Annotated in this window: 21 protein-coding genes; all 21 read right to left on the minus strand. The window is 69.6% G+C overall.

Annotated elements, in window-relative coordinates:
* Positions 1 to 72: 72 nt before the first annotated feature.
* Positions 73 to 1,230: a polysaccharide pyruvyl transferase family protein gene (locus tag ACZCAH_RS07120; protein WP_464340514.1), complete on the minus strand. Its 1,158-nt coding sequence runs from the start codon at positions 1,228 to 1,230 to the stop codon at positions 73 to 75.
* Position 1,231: 1 nt separating this feature from the next.
* Positions 1,232 to 3,322, minus strand: coding sequence for an S-layer homology domain-containing protein (locus ACZCAH_RS07125; RefSeq protein WP_464340424.1), 2,091 nt, complete (start codon positions 3,320 to 3,322; stop codon positions 1,232 to 1,234).
* 278 nt (positions 3,323 to 3,600) lie between these two features.
* Entirely contained in the window at positions 3,601 to 4,131 is a 531-nt protein-coding gene (rplQ, locus tag ACZCAH_RS07130) for a 50S ribosomal protein L17 (protein WP_464340425.1), read from the minus strand.
* Positions 4,132 to 4,161: 30 nt separating this feature from the next.
* Positions 4,162 to 5,157 carry a DNA-directed RNA polymerase subunit alpha gene (locus tag ACZCAH_RS07135; RefSeq protein ID WP_464340426.1) on the minus strand — a complete coding sequence of 332 codons (996 nt, stop codon included), beginning with the start codon at positions 5,155 to 5,157 and terminating at the stop codon, positions 4,162 to 4,164.
* Positions 5,158 to 5,280: 123 nt separating this feature from the next.
* Positions 5,281 to 5,685 carry a 30S ribosomal protein S11 gene (gene rpsK, locus ACZCAH_RS07140; RefSeq protein WP_329747485.1) on the minus strand — a complete coding sequence of 135 codons (405 nt, stop codon included), beginning with the start codon at positions 5,683 to 5,685 and terminating at the stop codon, positions 5,281 to 5,283.
* A 101-nt stretch (positions 5,686 to 5,786) separates the two neighbouring features.
* Positions 5,787 to 6,161: a 30S ribosomal protein S13 gene (gene rpsM / locus ACZCAH_RS07145; RefSeq protein ID WP_329747484.1), complete on the minus strand. Its 375-nt coding sequence runs from the start codon at positions 6,159 to 6,161 to the stop codon at positions 5,787 to 5,789.
* A 187-nt stretch (positions 6,162 to 6,348) separates the two neighbouring features.
* On the minus strand, positions 6,349 to 6,462 hold the full coding sequence (rpmJ, locus tag ACZCAH_RS07150; protein WP_010532506.1) for a 50S ribosomal protein L36: 114 nt from the start codon (positions 6,460 to 6,462) through the stop codon (positions 6,349 to 6,351).
* 21 nt (positions 6,463 to 6,483) lie between these two features.
* Positions 6,484 to 6,705 carry a translation initiation factor IF-1 gene (gene infA, locus ACZCAH_RS07155; RefSeq protein ID WP_010532507.1) on the minus strand — a complete coding sequence of 74 codons (222 nt, stop codon included), beginning with the start codon at positions 6,703 to 6,705 and terminating at the stop codon, positions 6,484 to 6,486.
* 266 nt (positions 6,706 to 6,971) lie between these two features.
* Positions 6,972 to 7,820: a type I methionyl aminopeptidase gene (gene map / locus ACZCAH_RS07160; protein ID WP_464340427.1), complete on the minus strand. Its 849-nt coding sequence runs from the start codon at positions 7,818 to 7,820 to the stop codon at positions 6,972 to 6,974.
* Positions 7,817 to 8,419, minus strand: a complete 603-nt coding sequence (locus tag ACZCAH_RS07165) for an adenylate kinase (RefSeq protein WP_464340428.1) — start codon at positions 8,417 to 8,419, stop codon at positions 7,817 to 7,819. Before ACZCAH_RS07165 ends, map begins: the two co-directional genes overlap by 4 nt.
* On the minus strand, positions 8,416 to 9,720 hold the full coding sequence (gene secY, locus ACZCAH_RS07170; protein WP_329747481.1) for a preprotein translocase subunit SecY: 1,305 nt from the start codon (positions 9,718 to 9,720) through the stop codon (positions 8,416 to 8,418). Before secY ends, ACZCAH_RS07165 begins: the two co-directional genes overlap by 4 nt.
* Before the next feature lie 157 nt (positions 9,721 to 9,877).
* Complete coding sequence (rplO, locus tag ACZCAH_RS07175; protein ID WP_464340429.1) at positions 9,878 to 10,342, minus strand: 50S ribosomal protein L15; 465 nt, start codon at positions 10,340 to 10,342, stop codon at positions 9,878 to 9,880.
* Positions 10,343 to 10,347: 5 nt separating this feature from the next.
* The gene (gene rpmD / locus ACZCAH_RS07180; RefSeq protein WP_329747525.1) at positions 10,348 to 10,530 is read right to left on the minus strand and encodes a 50S ribosomal protein L30; all 183 of its coding nucleotides are present in this window, start codon (positions 10,528 to 10,530) and stop codon (positions 10,348 to 10,350) included.
* A complete protein-coding gene (rpsE, locus tag ACZCAH_RS07185; RefSeq protein WP_329747479.1) occupies positions 10,527 to 11,216 on the minus strand; it encodes a 30S ribosomal protein S5 in 690 nt (229 codons plus the stop codon). The genes rpmD and rpsE overlap by 4 nt, the downstream gene beginning before the upstream one ends.
* A 37-nt stretch (positions 11,217 to 11,253) precedes the next feature.
* A complete protein-coding gene (gene rplR / locus ACZCAH_RS07190; protein ID WP_329747478.1) occupies positions 11,254 to 11,640 on the minus strand; it encodes a 50S ribosomal protein L18 in 387 nt (128 codons plus the stop codon).
* A gap of 2 nt (positions 11,641 to 11,642) precedes the next feature.
* Complete coding sequence (gene rplF, locus ACZCAH_RS07195) at positions 11,643 to 12,185, minus strand: 50S ribosomal protein L6 (RefSeq protein WP_329747477.1); 543 nt, start codon at positions 12,183 to 12,185, stop codon at positions 11,643 to 11,645.
* Between the two features lie 22 nt (positions 12,186 to 12,207).
* Entirely contained in the window at positions 12,208 to 12,606 is a 399-nt protein-coding gene (rpsH, locus tag ACZCAH_RS07200; RefSeq protein WP_329747476.1) for a 30S ribosomal protein S8, read from the minus strand.
* A 70-nt stretch (positions 12,607 to 12,676) separates the two neighbouring features.
* Positions 12,677 to 12,862 (minus strand): type Z 30S ribosomal protein S14, encoded by a 186-nt coding sequence (locus ACZCAH_RS07205; protein ID WP_329747475.1) that lies wholly within the window; start codon positions 12,860 to 12,862, stop codon positions 12,677 to 12,679.
* A gap of 1 nt (position 12,863) precedes the next feature.
* Positions 12,864 to 13,436 (minus strand): 50S ribosomal protein L5, encoded by a 573-nt coding sequence (gene rplE / locus ACZCAH_RS07210; RefSeq protein ID WP_329747474.1) that lies wholly within the window; start codon positions 13,434 to 13,436, stop codon positions 12,864 to 12,866.
* Positions 13,436 to 13,822: a 50S ribosomal protein L24 gene (gene rplX, locus ACZCAH_RS07215; RefSeq protein WP_329747473.1), complete on the minus strand. Its 387-nt coding sequence runs from the start codon at positions 13,820 to 13,822 to the stop codon at positions 13,436 to 13,438. The genes rplE and rplX overlap by 1 nt, the downstream gene beginning before the upstream one ends.
* 1 nt (position 13,823) lies before the next feature.
* A complete protein-coding gene (gene rplN, locus ACZCAH_RS07220) occupies positions 13,824 to 14,192 on the minus strand; it encodes a 50S ribosomal protein L14 (protein WP_329747472.1) in 369 nt (122 codons plus the stop codon).
* Between the last annotated feature and the right edge of the window lie 77 nt (positions 14,193 to 14,269).

The following is a 14,269-nucleotide window of genomic DNA, read 5'->3' on the forward strand; positions in this document are numbered from 1 at the left end:
CCCCCCCCCCCCCCCCGCTCCTGTGCTCGCACGTCCGCTACGTCGGTCGGCGATGCCGCCGGCTTCGACGGCTCAGGCGGTGCCGTAGAGCAGCTCGGCCTCGCGTCGCTTGCACGCGATCGCGTCCTCGAAGGAGCCGGGGCGCTCGAGGTCCGCGAGTCTCGGGACCTCGCCGGTGCCGTCGGAGACCGTCCAGCCGCTCCCGAGCTCGACCAGGGAGCCGTGCTTCACGTCGTAGTAGCCGCTGCGGGCGCTGAGGGCCATCCCTCGCGCCCCGTGGAGCGAGGCCACGAGGTGGTGGTGGAAGCGGGTGGTGATCCAGATCTGGTGCGCCGCAGGCACGATCTCGCCGCGCCAGAAGCTCGTGAAGGGGACGAAGCCGTCCCCAGCCACGAGATCCTTCAGCCGCTCGAAGCCGGCGTAGTCGCCGCCGGGCAGCGCCTCGACGTAGCGGGTACGCTCCCGCGGGATGCGGAGGGAGCCGACGGCCTCGCGCACATGGGCGATGAGCCGCTCGAAAGAACCCTCGTCCAGAGCGTCCGACTGCACGCAGAGCACTAGCTCCGGTTCCTGGTCGTCGACCCGCTCGGGCGCCTGCTCGACGAGATAGGCGTCGTCGACGCCGCTGGAGATGCCGAGCTTCCCGGCGCTGGCCGTATCCCGCACGCCGACGTGGTCGAAGCCCGCCAGCTGCTCCTCGCCGAAGGGGGCGAGGCCCTGCCCGGTCGCGAGCAGCGGCGCACCGCTGACCTCCGCCGCCGCTCGCATCGCCCGCACCAGCAGCGCGTTCTCGGGCCAGACCGCGTTGACGAAGCCGCCGCCCAGCAGGTGCAGGGAGCGGGCCTCGCGCAGGGCCAGCAGCGAGGCGTCGTAGAGCGGGCTGCCGAGCGTCGCGACGATGTCATCGACCGGGCGGTGCGAGCCGTGGAGCGAGTCCTCGACGGCGCGGAAGACCGCGTCGGTCACGCGCAGACGCGGGTGCAGGTCGCCGAACAGGGCGCTGGCCGTGCCGGGGAAGCGGCAGTCGAGCCACACCTCCTCGTCCGGGCGGTGGTTCGCGAGGTGCTCGAGCCAGCGGCGGGCGATGAGCTCGTCGCCAAAATTCGGGTAGCCCGCCATAGAGACGAGGTAGAACGGGGCCTCGACGGGTCCCAGGAAGCGCTCACCACGGGACGTGGAGGCTGCGGGCGGGAAGGCCGCACCCGAGGATCGGCGGCGGAAGATCGGCATCTCAGGCACGTCCGGTGTGCTTCAGCCAGCGCATCATGAAGGTGGCCATCTGGTCGCGCTTGATGTGGGCGTTGGGGCGGAAGGTCCCGTCTTCCCAGCCGCGGGCGATGCCGGTCTCGGCGAGCCAGGTAATCTGCTTCGCGAAGACGTGGCTGGAGGGGACGTCCTTGAAGCCGGTCCTCGTGCTCGTGTCCTTCGCCCCGGCGGCGCGGTACAGGAAGGCCGCGACGGCGTCGCGCTTGACCGGTTCGAAGGGGCGAAAGGTGCGGTTCGCCCCCGTGCCCCAGCCGAGCGCGACGCCCTTCGAGTACGCCCAGCAGATCTCGTCGTAGAACGCCATGTCTCGGGTGACGTCCTTGAAGGGCGACGTCGCCGGGCCCTTGTAGCTACTGGGCATCTTCAGCGCCCGGGTGATGAACGCAATCATCGCATCGCGCAGGTTGTCCGAGTTCGGCTGGAAGGTCGCGTTCGGCGGGTTTCCCCAGCCCTTCGTGATCCCGTGGGCCGCGAGGTCGGTGATCTCGAGGAAGAACACGCGCGACGGCGAGACGTCGCGGAAGTATGGGGCGACGAAGCGGACCTTCCCGCCCTCGTTCGCGGCCACGCCGTTCTGGAAGGCCTGGATGCGGCGGTCGCCGTCCTGGGAGTCGGCCTTCGCCGGGCGACCCCACGAGGCGCTCCACTGCTCCGCGAAGGGGGTCGCGTGGCCGACGGCGCTGCCCCCGCTCTCCTGGAGGACCAGGCCCTTGGTGAGCAGGGTCGCGGTGTACGCACCGGTGGTGTGGGCACCCTCGACGACGGTGCCGAGGACCGCCTCGCCGCCCGCCCCCTGGAAGGCCCACAGATGCTCCTTCCAGCCGCTGTCGATCTGCTGCTGGGCGGCGCTGCGGAGGGAGGCGAGCTTCGCGTAGAGCGAGTCGCCGGGGCACTCGGTGCTGTTCACATCGCGATGGGCGAAGAGCACGGGGAGGGTCACGGTCTTCCCGGCGGGGAACTTGGTGCCGGAGCCCGGGGTCCAGGTGGCGCTCGAGGTGGCGGAGGTGTGGAAGGTGCTCAGCAGCTTCCAGCCCACCACCCGGGCGACGGCGGAGGTCGCCGCCGCCGGGACCGTGCCCGAGGAGTAGTTCCCCATCACCGAGATGCCGAAGCTCCCGGTGTTGAAGCCGTACGCGTGGGCGCCGATGATGTTACGGTGCAGCCCACCGTGGCGGCCCTCGAAGATCTGCCCGTATTTGGAGACCAGCACGTTGTAGCCGATGTCCGCCCACCCCAGGGCCTGGGTGTGGTACGTGAGGATGCCGCGCACGATCTGCGCGGACTGGCTCGAGGTGTAGTTGTTGGTGCCGGCGGTGTGGTGCAGCACCACGCCCTTGAGGCGTTCCGAACCGCTCGTACCTCGCACCAAGGACTCGTCGGCCCCCCAGGCGGCGCGCGAGGTGATCGTCGGGGCGCCCGGGCCGACGGCGGAGGTCGACGCGGGAGCGGCGAAGGTCGTCATCCGGGCGGCCTTCGGGCTGGCCTCGGACTGGTCGCCGCTGTCCTCCGCCTCCGCGGCGGCGACCGCCTCCTCCGCGACGCTCTCGTCGTCGGGGGCGGCCGAGGTGGTGACGAGGTGGGCGACCGCGTGCTCGGAGGCATCGGCGCCGTCGACCTCGACCCGGATCTGGAGCGCCTGGACCACCCCGATCCAGGCCGCCTCGGTGCCGGGCGCGTCCTCGCCCGTCTGCGGGTCCTCGGCGGTCTCGAGCAGCGCCCACTCGGTCCACGAGCCGTCCTCGAGGACGCCGCGAGCCTGCACCACGGGGGCGTCCGACTCGGCGGGCCAGGTCACGCCGACCATCGTGGCGGGGTGTGCCGGCAGGTCCCGGGCAGGGGCGCCGTCCACCTCGATCAGCTCCGCCTCGGACAGGGGCACGTCCACGACGCGGGTCTCCCCGCCGGTGACGGCGGGATCGGCGTTCGCCGGCGCGGCGCTCAGAGCGTGGGATGCGCCGGGCCCGGCGACGGCCGCAGCGGCGAGCAGCCCACGGCGGCTCAGCGCGCGGGTCGGGGACTGGGGGGCGGAGGCGGGGGGAAGCGACCGCTGGGACATGATGAGCTCCGGGTGTCGAGGTGCTGCGGACGGGCACCATCGGGACGGGACCCGCCGTCCACCGTAGACCACCCCGGACCGGGTCCCGATGACCATATGGTCACGATGCCCCCACCGGTTCCTGAACATTTGGGACAGACCGTCGGAAGTCCCCGTCTCCCCCGTGTCGACGCCCGGTCTGATGCCCCGGACCGACGCCCCGCGAGATGCGTCGAGGGCGGGTCGGGGGATCACTCCCTCGACCCGCCCTCGGCGGTGCAGCGGCTGTCGACCGGGCCTCAGGCCTTGTCGGTCTCCTCGGCGGCGGCGGTCTCGTCCGCGGCGGTGGTCTCCTCCGCGGTCTCGACGACCGGGGTCTCCTCGGCGGTGACGTCGGCATCCTCGGCGCCGGGCTTCGCAGCGTTCTTCGCGGCGCCCTCGGCCTCCTTGACGACGGCCTGCTTCGGCGAGTACGCCTCCTGGACCAGCTCGATCACGGCCATGGGGGCGTTGTCGCCCTTGCGCGGCGCGACCTTGGTGATCCGGGTGTAGCCACCGGGACGCTCGGCGAAGGTGGGGGCGATCTCCTCGAAGAGCGAGTAGACGACGCCCTTGTCGCGGATGCTGCGCATCACGCGGCGACGGGAGGCGAGGTCGCCCTTCTTGGCCTGGGTGATCAGGCGCTCCGCGACGGGACGCAGGCGCTTGGCCCGGGTCTCGGTGGTGGTGATCGCCTTGTGGCGGAACAGCTCGGTGGCGAGGCCCGAGAGGATCATCCGCTCGTGCGCGGGGGACCCGCCGAGGCGCGCGCCCTTGGTGGGTGCAGGCATGGTCGTTCTCCTAGTGGATAAGTGTGAAGGTCAGTACTGGTCGCCGAAGTCGTCCGAGTAGGACTCGAGCGCGGACGGGTCGAACCCGGCCGGGGAGTCCTTCAGCGACAGCCCGAGCTCCGCGAGCTTCGCCTTGACCTCGTCGATGGACTTCTGCCCGAAGTTGCGGATGTCGAGCAGGTCGGCCTCGGAACGCGCGGTCAGCTCGCCGACGGTGTGCACACCCTCGCGCATGAGGCAGTTGTACGAGCGGACCGTGAGGTTCAGGTCGTTGATCGGCAGGGCCAGATCGGCGGCCAGGGCCTGATCGGTCGGCGAGGGGCCGATCTCGATGCCCTCCGCCTCCTGGTTCAGCTCGTGGGCCAGGCCGAACAGCTCGACCAGGGTCTTGCCCGCGGAGGCCATGGCATCGCGCGGGGAGATGGCGGGCTTCGTCTCGACGTCGACGATGAGCTTGTCGAAGTCGGTGCGCTGCTCGACACGGGTCGCCTCGACCTTGTAGGTCACCTTCAGGACCGGCGAGTAGATCGAGTCGACCGGGACGCGGCCGATCTCGCCGTCGATGCCCTTGTTCTGCGCGGCGGAGACGTAGCCGCGACCGCGCTCGACGATCAGCTCGATCTCCAGGCGGCCCTTCTCGTTGAGGGTCGCGATGTGCAGGTCGGGGTTGTGGATCTCCACACCGGCGGGCGGGGTGATGTCGGCGGCGGTGACGCGGCCGGACTCCTCGCGACGCAGGTACATCACGACCGGCTCGTCGTTCTCGGAGGAGACGACGAGGTTCTTGATGTTGAGGATGACCTCGGTGGCGTCTTCCTTGACCCCGGGGACGGTGCTGAACTCGTGCAGCACGCCGTCAATGCGGATCGAGGTGACCGCGGCGCCGGGGATGGAGGACAGGAGGGTGCGGCGCAGGGAGTTGCCGAGGGTGTAGCCGAAGCCCGGCTCGAGCGGCTCGATGACGAACCGGGAGCGGTTGTCCGACACGACCTCTTCGGTCAGCGTGGGGCGCTGTGCAATGAGCACTGGTGATCCTTTCCGCGAGCGTCCGCCATATGACGCTCAGAAGGGGGCGGTGGGCCTAGAGGTGGATGGTTCCAGGTGCCGACGGCGGTGCGGGCTCCGGGCCCGGCACCGCCGTCTGCGAGGTCAGACGCGGCGGCGCTTGGCCGGGCGGGTGCCGTTGTGCGGCTGCGGGGTGACGTCCTGGATGGAGCCGACCTCGAGGCCGGTCGCGGTGAGCGAGCGGATCGCGGTCTCGCGGCCCGAGCCCGGTCCCTTCACGAAGACGTCGACCTTCTTCATGCCGTGCTCCTGCGCGCGGCGGGCAGCGGCCTCGGCAGCCATCTGCGCGGCGTAGGGGGTCGACTTGCGCGAGCCCTTGAAGCCGACCTGGCCGGCGGAGGCCCAGGAGATGACGGCGCCGGTGGGGTCGGTGATCGACACGATCGTGTTGTTGAACGTGCTCTTGATGTAGGCCTGGCCGTTGACGACGTTCTTCTTGTCCTTGCGACGCGGCTTGCGCGCTGCGGCCTGACGGGTCTTGGTTGCCATGCGGCAGAACTCCTCTGGTGGGTGTGTGGGGCGCCGGATCCCTCAGCGGCGCGAGGTGCTAACGGGGTGCGAAGACGCGCTCCGACGGCAGGAGCCGTGGATCAGCGGGCCTTCTTCTTGCCGGCGACGGTGCGCTTGGGGCCCTTGCGGGTACGCGCGTTGGTCTTCGTGCGCTGGCCGCGCACGGGCAGACCACGGCGGTGGCGCAGGCCCTGGTAGCTGCCGATCTCCACCTTGCGGCGGATGTCGGCGGCCACCTCGCGGCGGAGGTCACCCTCGACCATGTAGTTCGCCTCGATGTGATCACGCAGCTGGACGAGCTCCTCGTCGGTCAGCTCCTTCACACGCTTGTCGCCGGACACCCCGGTGGCGGCCAGGGTCTCCAGGGCACGGGTACGACCCACGCCGAAGATGTACGTCAGGGCGATCTCGACCCGCTTCTCGCGCGGAAGATCCACTCCCACCAGACGTGCCATAGCAGTTCTCTCCTACTTGTCTCGGAGGCCTGATCCGACACCTCGCCGCGGGCTGCTCCCGTGGCGCCGCAGCCTCCGACTGCGGGTGACCGGCCGTGCCGGTGGTGTCGTCTCTTCTGTTGTGTGGTGCCCGCTGGGCGGGCGGTGCCCCTCGTGAGGGGCGGTCACGGCGGTGCCGCGGCTGGACTCAGCCCTGGCGCTGCTTGTGACGGGGGTTCGAGCAGATGACCATGACGCGCGAGTGGCGACGGATCACCTTGCAGTTGTCACAGATCGGCTTGACGCTCGGCTTGACCTTCATAGCTTCCTTCTCCCGGGACGATCACTTGTAGCGGTAGACGATGCGGCCCCGGTCGAGGTCATAGGGGCTCAGCTCGACGACCACGCGGTCCTCGGGAAGGATGCGGATGTAGTGCTGGCGCATCTTCCCGGAGATGTGCGCGAGCACCTTGTGCCCGTTGTCGAGCTCGACGCGGAAACGCGCATTCGCGAGCGCCTCCGTGACCGTGCCCTCGACCTCGATCACGCCGTCCTTCTTGGCCATGCCTCCCCAATCTCTCGTCCCCGGCGCACCGGGGACCGAGTTCCGCATTCCTGGTCCTGACCCTCCCCCGCCGGATGGCGCAGGTCGAGGTCACGGGCGGGCCGAGGCGCAGCGTCGACGTCGGTCCCCGGACCGGACGGGCCGGAACGGGGGTCGTGGCGACGGGTCTGCGCGACCGCATGCGAGGAACGCGCGCGGAGCACACCCAGTCGACCAGCGTACACGCGGCTCGCCGCAGGGGCGAGAGCGCAGGGCGATGATGCCCGTCACGCTCCGGGGGCCGTGAGCGGGTCGGGGGCCACCCGGAACCCGCGCCGGCCGAGCTCCTCGGCGCCGCCGTCGCCCTCGGTGAGCACCAGCAGTCCCTGTTCGGTGACCGCGACGGAGTGCTCCCAGTGCGCGGCGCGGCCGCCGGAGAGGGCGCGGACGGTCCACTCGTCCTCGTCCATCTCCCAGGCGCCGTCGCCCTGGATGAGCATCGGCTCGATCGCGACGCAGAGGCCGGGGCGGATCTTCGGGCCGCGGGTGCGGGTGCGGTAGTTCATGACGTCGGGGGCCTGGTGCATGGCGGTGCCGATGCCGTGGCCGCCGAAGCCCTCGAGGTGGGAGAGCGTCTCCCCCGCCTCGGCCTCGACGAGGTCCTCGATCGCGGCGCCGACGTCGCCGACCCGCTGCGCGGTGGCGAGCGCGGCGATGCCGGCCCACAGGGCCTCGCGGGAGATCCGCACGAGGTCCTCGTCGGCCGTGGAGCGCGGCTCCCCGACGATGTGCGTGCGCGCGGCATCGGAGTGCCAGCCGTCGATGATCAGTCCGCCGTCGATGGAGACGACGTCGCCCTCGGCGAGGACGGTGTCGTCGGGGATGCCGTGCACGACGACCTCGTTGACGCTGATGCACAGCGTCGCGGGGTATCCCTGGTAGCCGAGGAAGTTCGGCACGGCGCCCTCGTCGCGGATCATCGTGTGGGCGAGCTCGTCCAGGCGCTTCGTGGTCACTCCCGGCCGCACGTGCTCGGCGAGCATGTCGTGGACCCGGTGCAGCAGATGACCGCTGCGGCGCATGACCGCGATCTGCTCGGGGGTCTTCAGCTCCACGCGCTCCGGGAGGATGCTCATCGGGTGCGCAGCGCCTCGCGCAGAGCGGCGGTGACCTCGTCGATGGACGCCATGCCGTCGACGCGGCGGACCAGCCCGCGCGCCTCATACACGTCGATCAGCGGGGTGGTCTGCGCCGCGTACACCGAGAGCCTGTGGCGGATCGTCTCCTCGGTGTCGTCGCTCCGACCGGACTCCCGGCCGCGCTCGATGAGGCGCTCGACGACCGTGTCGTCGTCGGCCTCGAGCAGCAGCACCGCGTCGAGGGCGGCGCCGAGGTCGGCGAGGATCCCGTCGAGCGCGTCGACCTGGTCGAGGGTGCGCGGGTAGCCGTCCAGCAGGAAGCCGCCCGCGGCGTCCGCCTCGGCGAGGCGGGAGCGGACCATGTCGTTGGTGACCGAGTCCGGCACGTACTCGCCCTTGTCCATGTAGGACTTCGCGAGGACGCCCAGCTCCGTCTCGCCCGCGACGTTCGCGCGGAAGATGTCGCCGGTGGAGATCGCGGGGATCCCCGCCTCGGCGGCGAGGCGCGCGGCCTGGGTGCCCTTGCCGGCCCCGGGCGGGCCCACGATAAGCAGGCGGCGGGCGGTGGTCTCGGCGGAGGTGTCGGGGGTGGTCACCGGAGGATCCCTTCGTAGTGGTGCTGCTGGAGCTTCGCGTCGATCTGCTTCACGGTGTCGAGGCCGACACCGATGATGATCAGCACGGACACTCCGCCCAGCGGGAAGTTCTGCGAGGCCCCCAGGTAGACGAGGGCGAGCAGCGGGATCACGGAGATCACCGCGAGGTAGATCGCACCGGGGGTCTGGATCCGGTTGATCACGTAGCGCAGGTAGCGCTCGGTCGGTCGGCCCGCGCGCACGTTGGGCACGAAGCCGCCGTACTTCTTCATGTTGTCGGCGATCTCCTCCGCGTTGAAGGTGATCGACGTGTAGAAGAAGGCGAAGAAGACGATCAGGGCGATATAGACCGCGGCGTAGATCCACGAGAACGAGATGCCCATGACCAGGTGGGCGTTGACCCACTGGACCCAGCCCGCGGAGGGGTCGCCGAAGCTCGCGGCCATCTGCGGCAGCGCGAGGATCGAGCTGGCGAAGATGACGGGGATGACGCCGGCCTGGTTGACCTTGATCGGGATGTAGGTGGAGGTCCCGCCGTACATGCGACGGCCCACCATCCGCTTGGCGTACTGCACGGGGATGCGGCGCTGGGACTGCTCGACGAAGACGATGCCGATCATGACCAGCAGGGCCACGAGGATCACGAGGGAGAAGGTCATCCAGCCCTGCAGCTGCCAGACCTGGCCCATGGCGCCCGGGAAGGACGCGGCGATCGAGGTGAAGATCAGCAGCGACATGCCGTTGCCGATGCCGCGCTCGGTGATCATCTCGCCCATGAACATGATCAGTACGGTGCCGACGGTCATGGTGAGGACCATCAGCAGCTGCGCCGGAATCGACTGGTCGGGGACCAGCGTCAGGCTGCAGCCCACGAAGAACTGGCCCGAGCGGACCAGCGTGATGATCGTGGTGGCCTGGAGGATCGCGAGACCGATCGTCAGGTAGCGGGTGTACTGCGTGAGCTTCTGGGTCCCGGCCGCGCCTTCCTTGTGGAGCGCCTCGAACCGCGGGATCACCACGCGCAGCAGCTGCACGATGATCGAGGCGGTGATGTACGGCATCACGCCCAGCGAGAAGATGGACAGCTGGAGCAGCGCGCCGCCGGAGAACATGTTGACCATGCCCAGCGCGCCGCCGCCCCCGGCGCCGAGCGCCTGGTCCGCGCACACCATGACGTTGGTGGCATCGAAGCCCGGGGTGGGGATGAAGACGCCGATCCGATAGATCGCGATCATCCCCAGGGTGAAGAGGATCTTCGCCCTCAGCTCGGGAGTGCGCAGGACGCGCACGAACGAGTTCACGAGTTTTCCCTCCTGGAGGTCCGGGGACAGGACCATAGGCGTCCCGGTCCGTCCCGGTGCCAGCGGCTGCGCCGCGGCTCTCGGACCGGCCCCGCATACGACGACGGGGCACCGCGGCACAGAATATTCTGCGCCGCGATGCCCCGTCAAAAACGAGTCACGCGGTGGTGACGGACCCGCCGGCCGCCGCGATCTTCTCCTCCGCCGACGCGGAGAACTTCTGCGCGGTGATGTCGAGCTTGACGCTCACCTCACCGGTGCCCAGCACCTTGACGGGCTGGTTCTTGCGCACGGCGCCCTTCGCGACGAGGTCCTCGACCGTGACGGTGCCGCCCTCGGGGAACAGCTCCTGCAGGGTCGACAGGTTCACGACCTGGTACTCGACGCGGAACGGGTTGGTGAAGCCGCGCAGCTTCGGGAGGCGCATATGCATCGGCATCTGGCCGCCCTCGAAGCCGACGGGCACCTGGTAGCGGGCCTTGGTGCCCTTGGTGCCACGACCGGCGGTCTTACCCTTGGACGCCTCACCACGGCCGACGCGGGTGCGTGCGGTCTTGGAGCCGGGCGCCGGGCGCAGGTCGTGCAGCTTCAGCGGGTTCTGGTTATCGGACTGGTCTGCCATAGAGATCACTCCACCTCTTCGAACGTCACCAGGTGGGTGACGGCGCGGATCATGCCGCGGATCTCAGGGCGGTCCTCCTTCACCACCGAGTCACCGATGCGCTTGAGGCCGAGGCCTCGCAGGGTGGCTCGCTGGCTCTGGGTGCCGCCGATCTCGGAACGGATCTGGGTCACCTTGATCTGCATCAGGCACCCACCTTCTCGGCGCGGGCCGCGGCGCGACCCTCGGCCTGGGCGCGCAGGAGCGCCGCCGGGGCGACGTCCTCGACCGCGAGACCACGGCGCGCGGCCACGGCCTCCGGCTCCTCGAGCCGCTTGAGGGCGTCGACGGTCGCCCGCACGATGTTGATCGCGTTGGTCGAGCCGAGCGACTTGGAGAGCACGTCGTGCACGCCGGCGCACTCGAGGACCGCACGCACCGGACCGCCGGCGATCACGCCGGTACCCGGAGCGGCCGGGCGCAGCAGGACGACGCCCGCCGCATCCTCGCCCTGGACGGGGTGGACGACGGTGCCCTGGATGCGGGGGACGCGGAAGAAGTTCTTCTTCGCCTCCTCGACACCCTTGGAGATCGCCGCCGGCACCTCCTTGGCCTTGCCGTAGCCGACACCGACGGTGCCGTCGCCGTCACCCACCACCACGAGGGCGGTGAAGGAGAAACGACGGCCGCCCTTGACGACCTTGGACACGCGGTTGATGCTCACGACGCGCTCGAGGAACGCCGACTTCTCGGCCTCCTGCTGCGCGCCGCGGCCGCGGCCCTGACGACCCCCGCGGTCGCCGCCCTGGCGGCCGCCGCGATCGTCGTTGCTCGTGGAGTTCTCGCCCCGTCGGCCGGAGGCCGCGGGACCGTTGCTTCGCTGCTGTGCAGCCATGTTCAGATCCTCTTCTCGTCCTGGGTCCGGGCGGCGATCACAGCGCCAGGCCGGCCTCGCGGGCGCCGTCAGCGACGGCGGCCACACGGCCGTGGTACTTGTTGCCGCCGCGGTCGAACACGACGGAGTCGATCCCGGCGGCCTTGGCGCGCTCGGCGACGAGGGTGCCGACGGTGCGGGCCTTGTCGGACTTCGACGCCTCGGTGCCGCGCAGGTCCTTCTCCATGGTCGAGGCCGACGCGATGGTCTTCCCCAGCGCATCGTCGACGACCTGGACGAACACGTGACGGGCCGAACGGGTGACGACCAGGCGCGGACGCTGGGCCGTGCCGACGACACGGCGACGCACGCGCAGGTGGCGACGCCCGCGGGAACGCAGGCGCGAGCCGGCCTTGCCCTTGGTGTGCTTGAGTGCGTACCCCATGATCACTTACCAGCCTTTCCGGCCTTGCGGACCACGGTCTCGTCCGCGTAGCGCACGCCCTTGCCCTTGTAGGGCTCGGGCTTGCGGATCTTGCGGATGTTCGCGGCGACCTCGCCCACCTGCTGCTTGCTGATGCCGCTCACCGAGAACTTGGTGGGCGACTCGACGGCGAAGGTGATCCCCGCGGGGGCCTTCACGACGACGGGGTGGGAGAAGCCGAGGGCGAACTCGAGGTCCGAGCCCTTCGCGACCACGCGGTAACCGGTGCCCACGATCTCGAGCTTCTTCGTGTAGCCCTCGGTGACACCGAGGACCATGTTGTTGATGAGGGTGCGGGTCAGGCCGTGCAGGGCACGGCTGGTGCGCTCCTCGTCGGGGCGGTCGACGACGATGCTGCCGTCCTCACCACGGGTGACCGTGATGGGCGCGGGCACGTCGTGCGAGAGCTCGCCCTTGGGGCCGGTCACCGTGACGGTGGAGCCCTCGATGGTGACGTTCTGGACAGAGGCCGGCACTGCGACCGGCAGGCGTCCGATGCGGGACATAGCTAGTGGTCTCCTCTCCCGCTCACCAGATGTAGGCGAGGACTTCCCCACCCACACCCTTCTTGGCAGCCTGCTTGTCGGTCAGGAGGCCGGAGGACGTGGACAGGATCGCCACGCCCAGGCCGCCGAGGACCTTGGGCAGGTTGGTGGACTTCGCGTACACGCGCAGGCCCGGCTTCGAGATGCGGCGCACCCCGGAGATGGCGCGCTCACGGCTGTCCGAGTACTTGAGCTCGAGGACGAGGTTCTTGCCCACCTCGGCCTCCTCCTCGCGCCAGCCCAGGATGTAACCCTCGGCCTTCAGGATGTCCGCGATACGGCTCTTCAGCTTCGAGTACGGCATGGACGCGGTCTCGTGGTACGCCCCGGAGGCGTTCCGGATCCGCGTCAGCATGTCCGCGATCGGGTCGGTCATGGTCATGTCAGTTGCTTCTTCCTCACCTGGTTTCCCTCAGGGCCTCGCGGCTCCCTGGGACCTGTGGCGATAGTCCTTACCAGCTGCTCTTGGTGACGCCGGGGAGCTCGCCGCGATGGGCCATCTCGCGCAGGCAGACACGGCAGAGACCGAACTTGCGGTACACCGAGTGCGGGCGACCGCACTTCTGGCACCGGGTGTAGGCGCGCACCGCGAACTTCGGCTTGCGCTCCGACTTCTTGATCAGGGCTGTCTTGGCCATATCAGTTCTCCTTGAAGGGGAAGCCGAGCAGCTTCAGCAGCGCGCGTCCCTCGTCGTCGGTCTTCGCGGTGGTCACGACCGTGATGTCCATACCGCGGACGCGGTCGATCTTGTCCTGATCGATCTCGTGGAACATGACCTGCTCGGTCAGACCGAAGGTGTAGTTCCCGTTGCCGTCGAAGTGGTTCGGCGACATGCCGCGGAAGTCGCGGATGCGCGGGAGCGCGGTGGACAGCAGACGGTCCAGGAACTCCCACATGCGGGCGCCGCGCAGCGTGACGTGCGCGCCGATCGGCATGCCCTCGCGCAGCTTGAACTGCGCGATGGACTTGCGGGCCTTGGTGACCTGCGGCTTCTGACCGGTGATGGCGGTGAGATCCTTGATCGCACCGTCGATGACCTTCGAGTCGCGAGCGGCGTCGCCGACGCCCATGTTCACGACGATCTTGGTCAGACCGGGGACCAGCATGACGTTGGAGTAGCTGAACTGCTCGGTCAGCTGCGCCTTGATGGTCTCGTTGTACTTGGTCTTGAGGCGCGGGGTGGGCACCTCGGTGATGGTGGTCTCAGACATCAGATGTCCTTCCCGGAGCGCTTGGCGAAGCGGACGCGGACCTGCTTGGTGCGGCCGTTCTCGAGCTCCACCGTCTCGACGCGGTAGCCGATCTTGGTGGGCTTGTTGTCCTCGGGGTCGACGAGCGCCACGTTGGAGACGTGGAGCGGCGCCTCGCGCTGCTCGATGCCGCCCGCGCCGCCGGCCTGGTTGGGCTTGACGTGGTGGGTGCGACGGTTGACGCCCTCGACCAGCACGCGCTGGGTGTCGGGGAACACCTGCAGGACACGGCCCTGCTTGCCCTTGTCACCGGCGTCGAGGCCGCGCTTGGCGGCCTTGTCGGCGTCGCTCGTGCGGCCGCTGATGACCTGGACCAGGTCGCCCTTCTTGATCTTCATCTTTGCCATGTCACAGCACCTCCGGTGCCAGCGAGATGATCTTCATGAAGCGCTTGTCGCGCAGCTCGCGGCCGACCGGGCCGAAGATGCGCGTCCCGCGCGGCTCGCCGTCGGCCTTGAGGATCACCGCCGCGTTCTCGTCGAAGCGGATGTAGGAACCGTCGGCACGGCGACGCTCCTTGGACGTGCGGACGACGACCGCCTTGACGACGTCGCCCTTCTTGACGTTGCCACCGGGGATGGCGTCCTTGACGGTCGCCACGATGGTGTCGCCGATGCTGGCGTAACGGCGACCGGAGCCACCGAGAACACGGATGCACAGGATTTCCTTGGCACCGGTGTTGTCGGCGACCTTCAGTCGCGACTCCTGCTGAATCACTCGATCTCCTATCGTCTCACCGGTTCTCTTCCCACCCGCGGAGCGGGCCGGCCGAGCCTGGCGGAACGGAATGTGGA

This window comes from Brachybacterium sp. B718/18 (genome assembly GCF_055454375.1).

Excerpts from the sequence above, each read along its gene's own strand:
- ACZCAH_RS07120 (WP_464340514.1), bottom strand. The coding sequence starts at position 1,230 with ATGCCGATCTTCCGCCGCCGATCCTCGGGTGCGGCCTTCCCGCCCGCA.
- ACZCAH_RS07125 (WP_464340424.1), bottom strand. The coding sequence starts at position 3,322 with ATGTCCCAGCGGTCGCTTCCCCCCGCCTCCGCCCCCCAGTCCCCGACC.
- rplQ (WP_464340425.1), bottom strand. The coding sequence starts at position 4,131 with ATGCCTGCACCCACCAAGGGCGCGCGCCTCGGCGGGTCCCCCGCGCAC.
- rpsK (WP_329747485.1), bottom strand. The coding sequence starts at position 5,685 with ATGGCAACCAAGACCCGTCAGGCCGCAGCGCGCAAGCCGCGTCGCAAG.
- rpsM (WP_329747484.1), bottom strand. The coding sequence starts at position 6,161 with ATGGCACGTCTGGTGGGAGTGGATCTTCCGCGCGAGAAGCGGGTCGAG.
- rpmJ (WP_010532506.1), bottom strand. The coding sequence starts at position 6,462 with ATGAAGGTCAAGCCGAGCGTCAAGCCGATCTGTGACAACTGCAAGGTG.
- infA (WP_010532507.1), bottom strand. The coding sequence starts at position 6,705 with ATGGCCAAGAAGGACGGCGTGATCGAGGTCGAGGGCACGGTCACGGAG.
- map (WP_464340427.1), bottom strand. The coding sequence starts at position 7,820 with ATGAGCATCCTCCCGGAGCGCGTGGAGCTGAAGACCCCCGAGCAGATC.
- rplO (WP_464340429.1), bottom strand. The coding sequence starts at position 10,342 with ATGGCAGACCAGTCCGATAACCAGAACCCGCTGAAGCTGCACGACCTG.
- rpsE (WP_329747479.1), bottom strand. The coding sequence starts at position 11,216 with ATGGCTGCACAGCAGCGAAGCAACGGTCCCGCGGCCTCCGGCCGACGG.
- rplR (WP_329747478.1), bottom strand. The coding sequence starts at position 11,640 with ATGGGGTACGCACTCAAGCACACCAAGGGCAAGGCCGGCTCGCGCCTG.
- rplF (WP_329747477.1), bottom strand. The coding sequence starts at position 12,185 with ATGTCCCGCATCGGACGCCTGCCGGTCGCAGTGCCGGCCTCTGTCCAG.
- rpsH (WP_329747476.1), bottom strand. The coding sequence starts at position 12,606 with ATGACCATGACCGACCCGATCGCGGACATGCTGACGCGGATCCGGAAC.
- ACZCAH_RS07205 (WP_329747475.1), bottom strand. The coding sequence starts at position 12,862 with ATGGCCAAGACAGCCCTGATCAAGAAGTCGGAGCGCAAGCCGAAGTTC.
- rplE (WP_329747474.1), bottom strand. The coding sequence starts at position 13,436 with ATGTCTGAGACCACCATCACCGAGGTGCCCACCCCGCGCCTCAAGACC.
- rplX (WP_329747473.1), bottom strand. The coding sequence starts at position 13,822 with ATGGCAAAGATGAAGATCAAGAAGGGCGACCTGGTCCAGGTCATCAGC.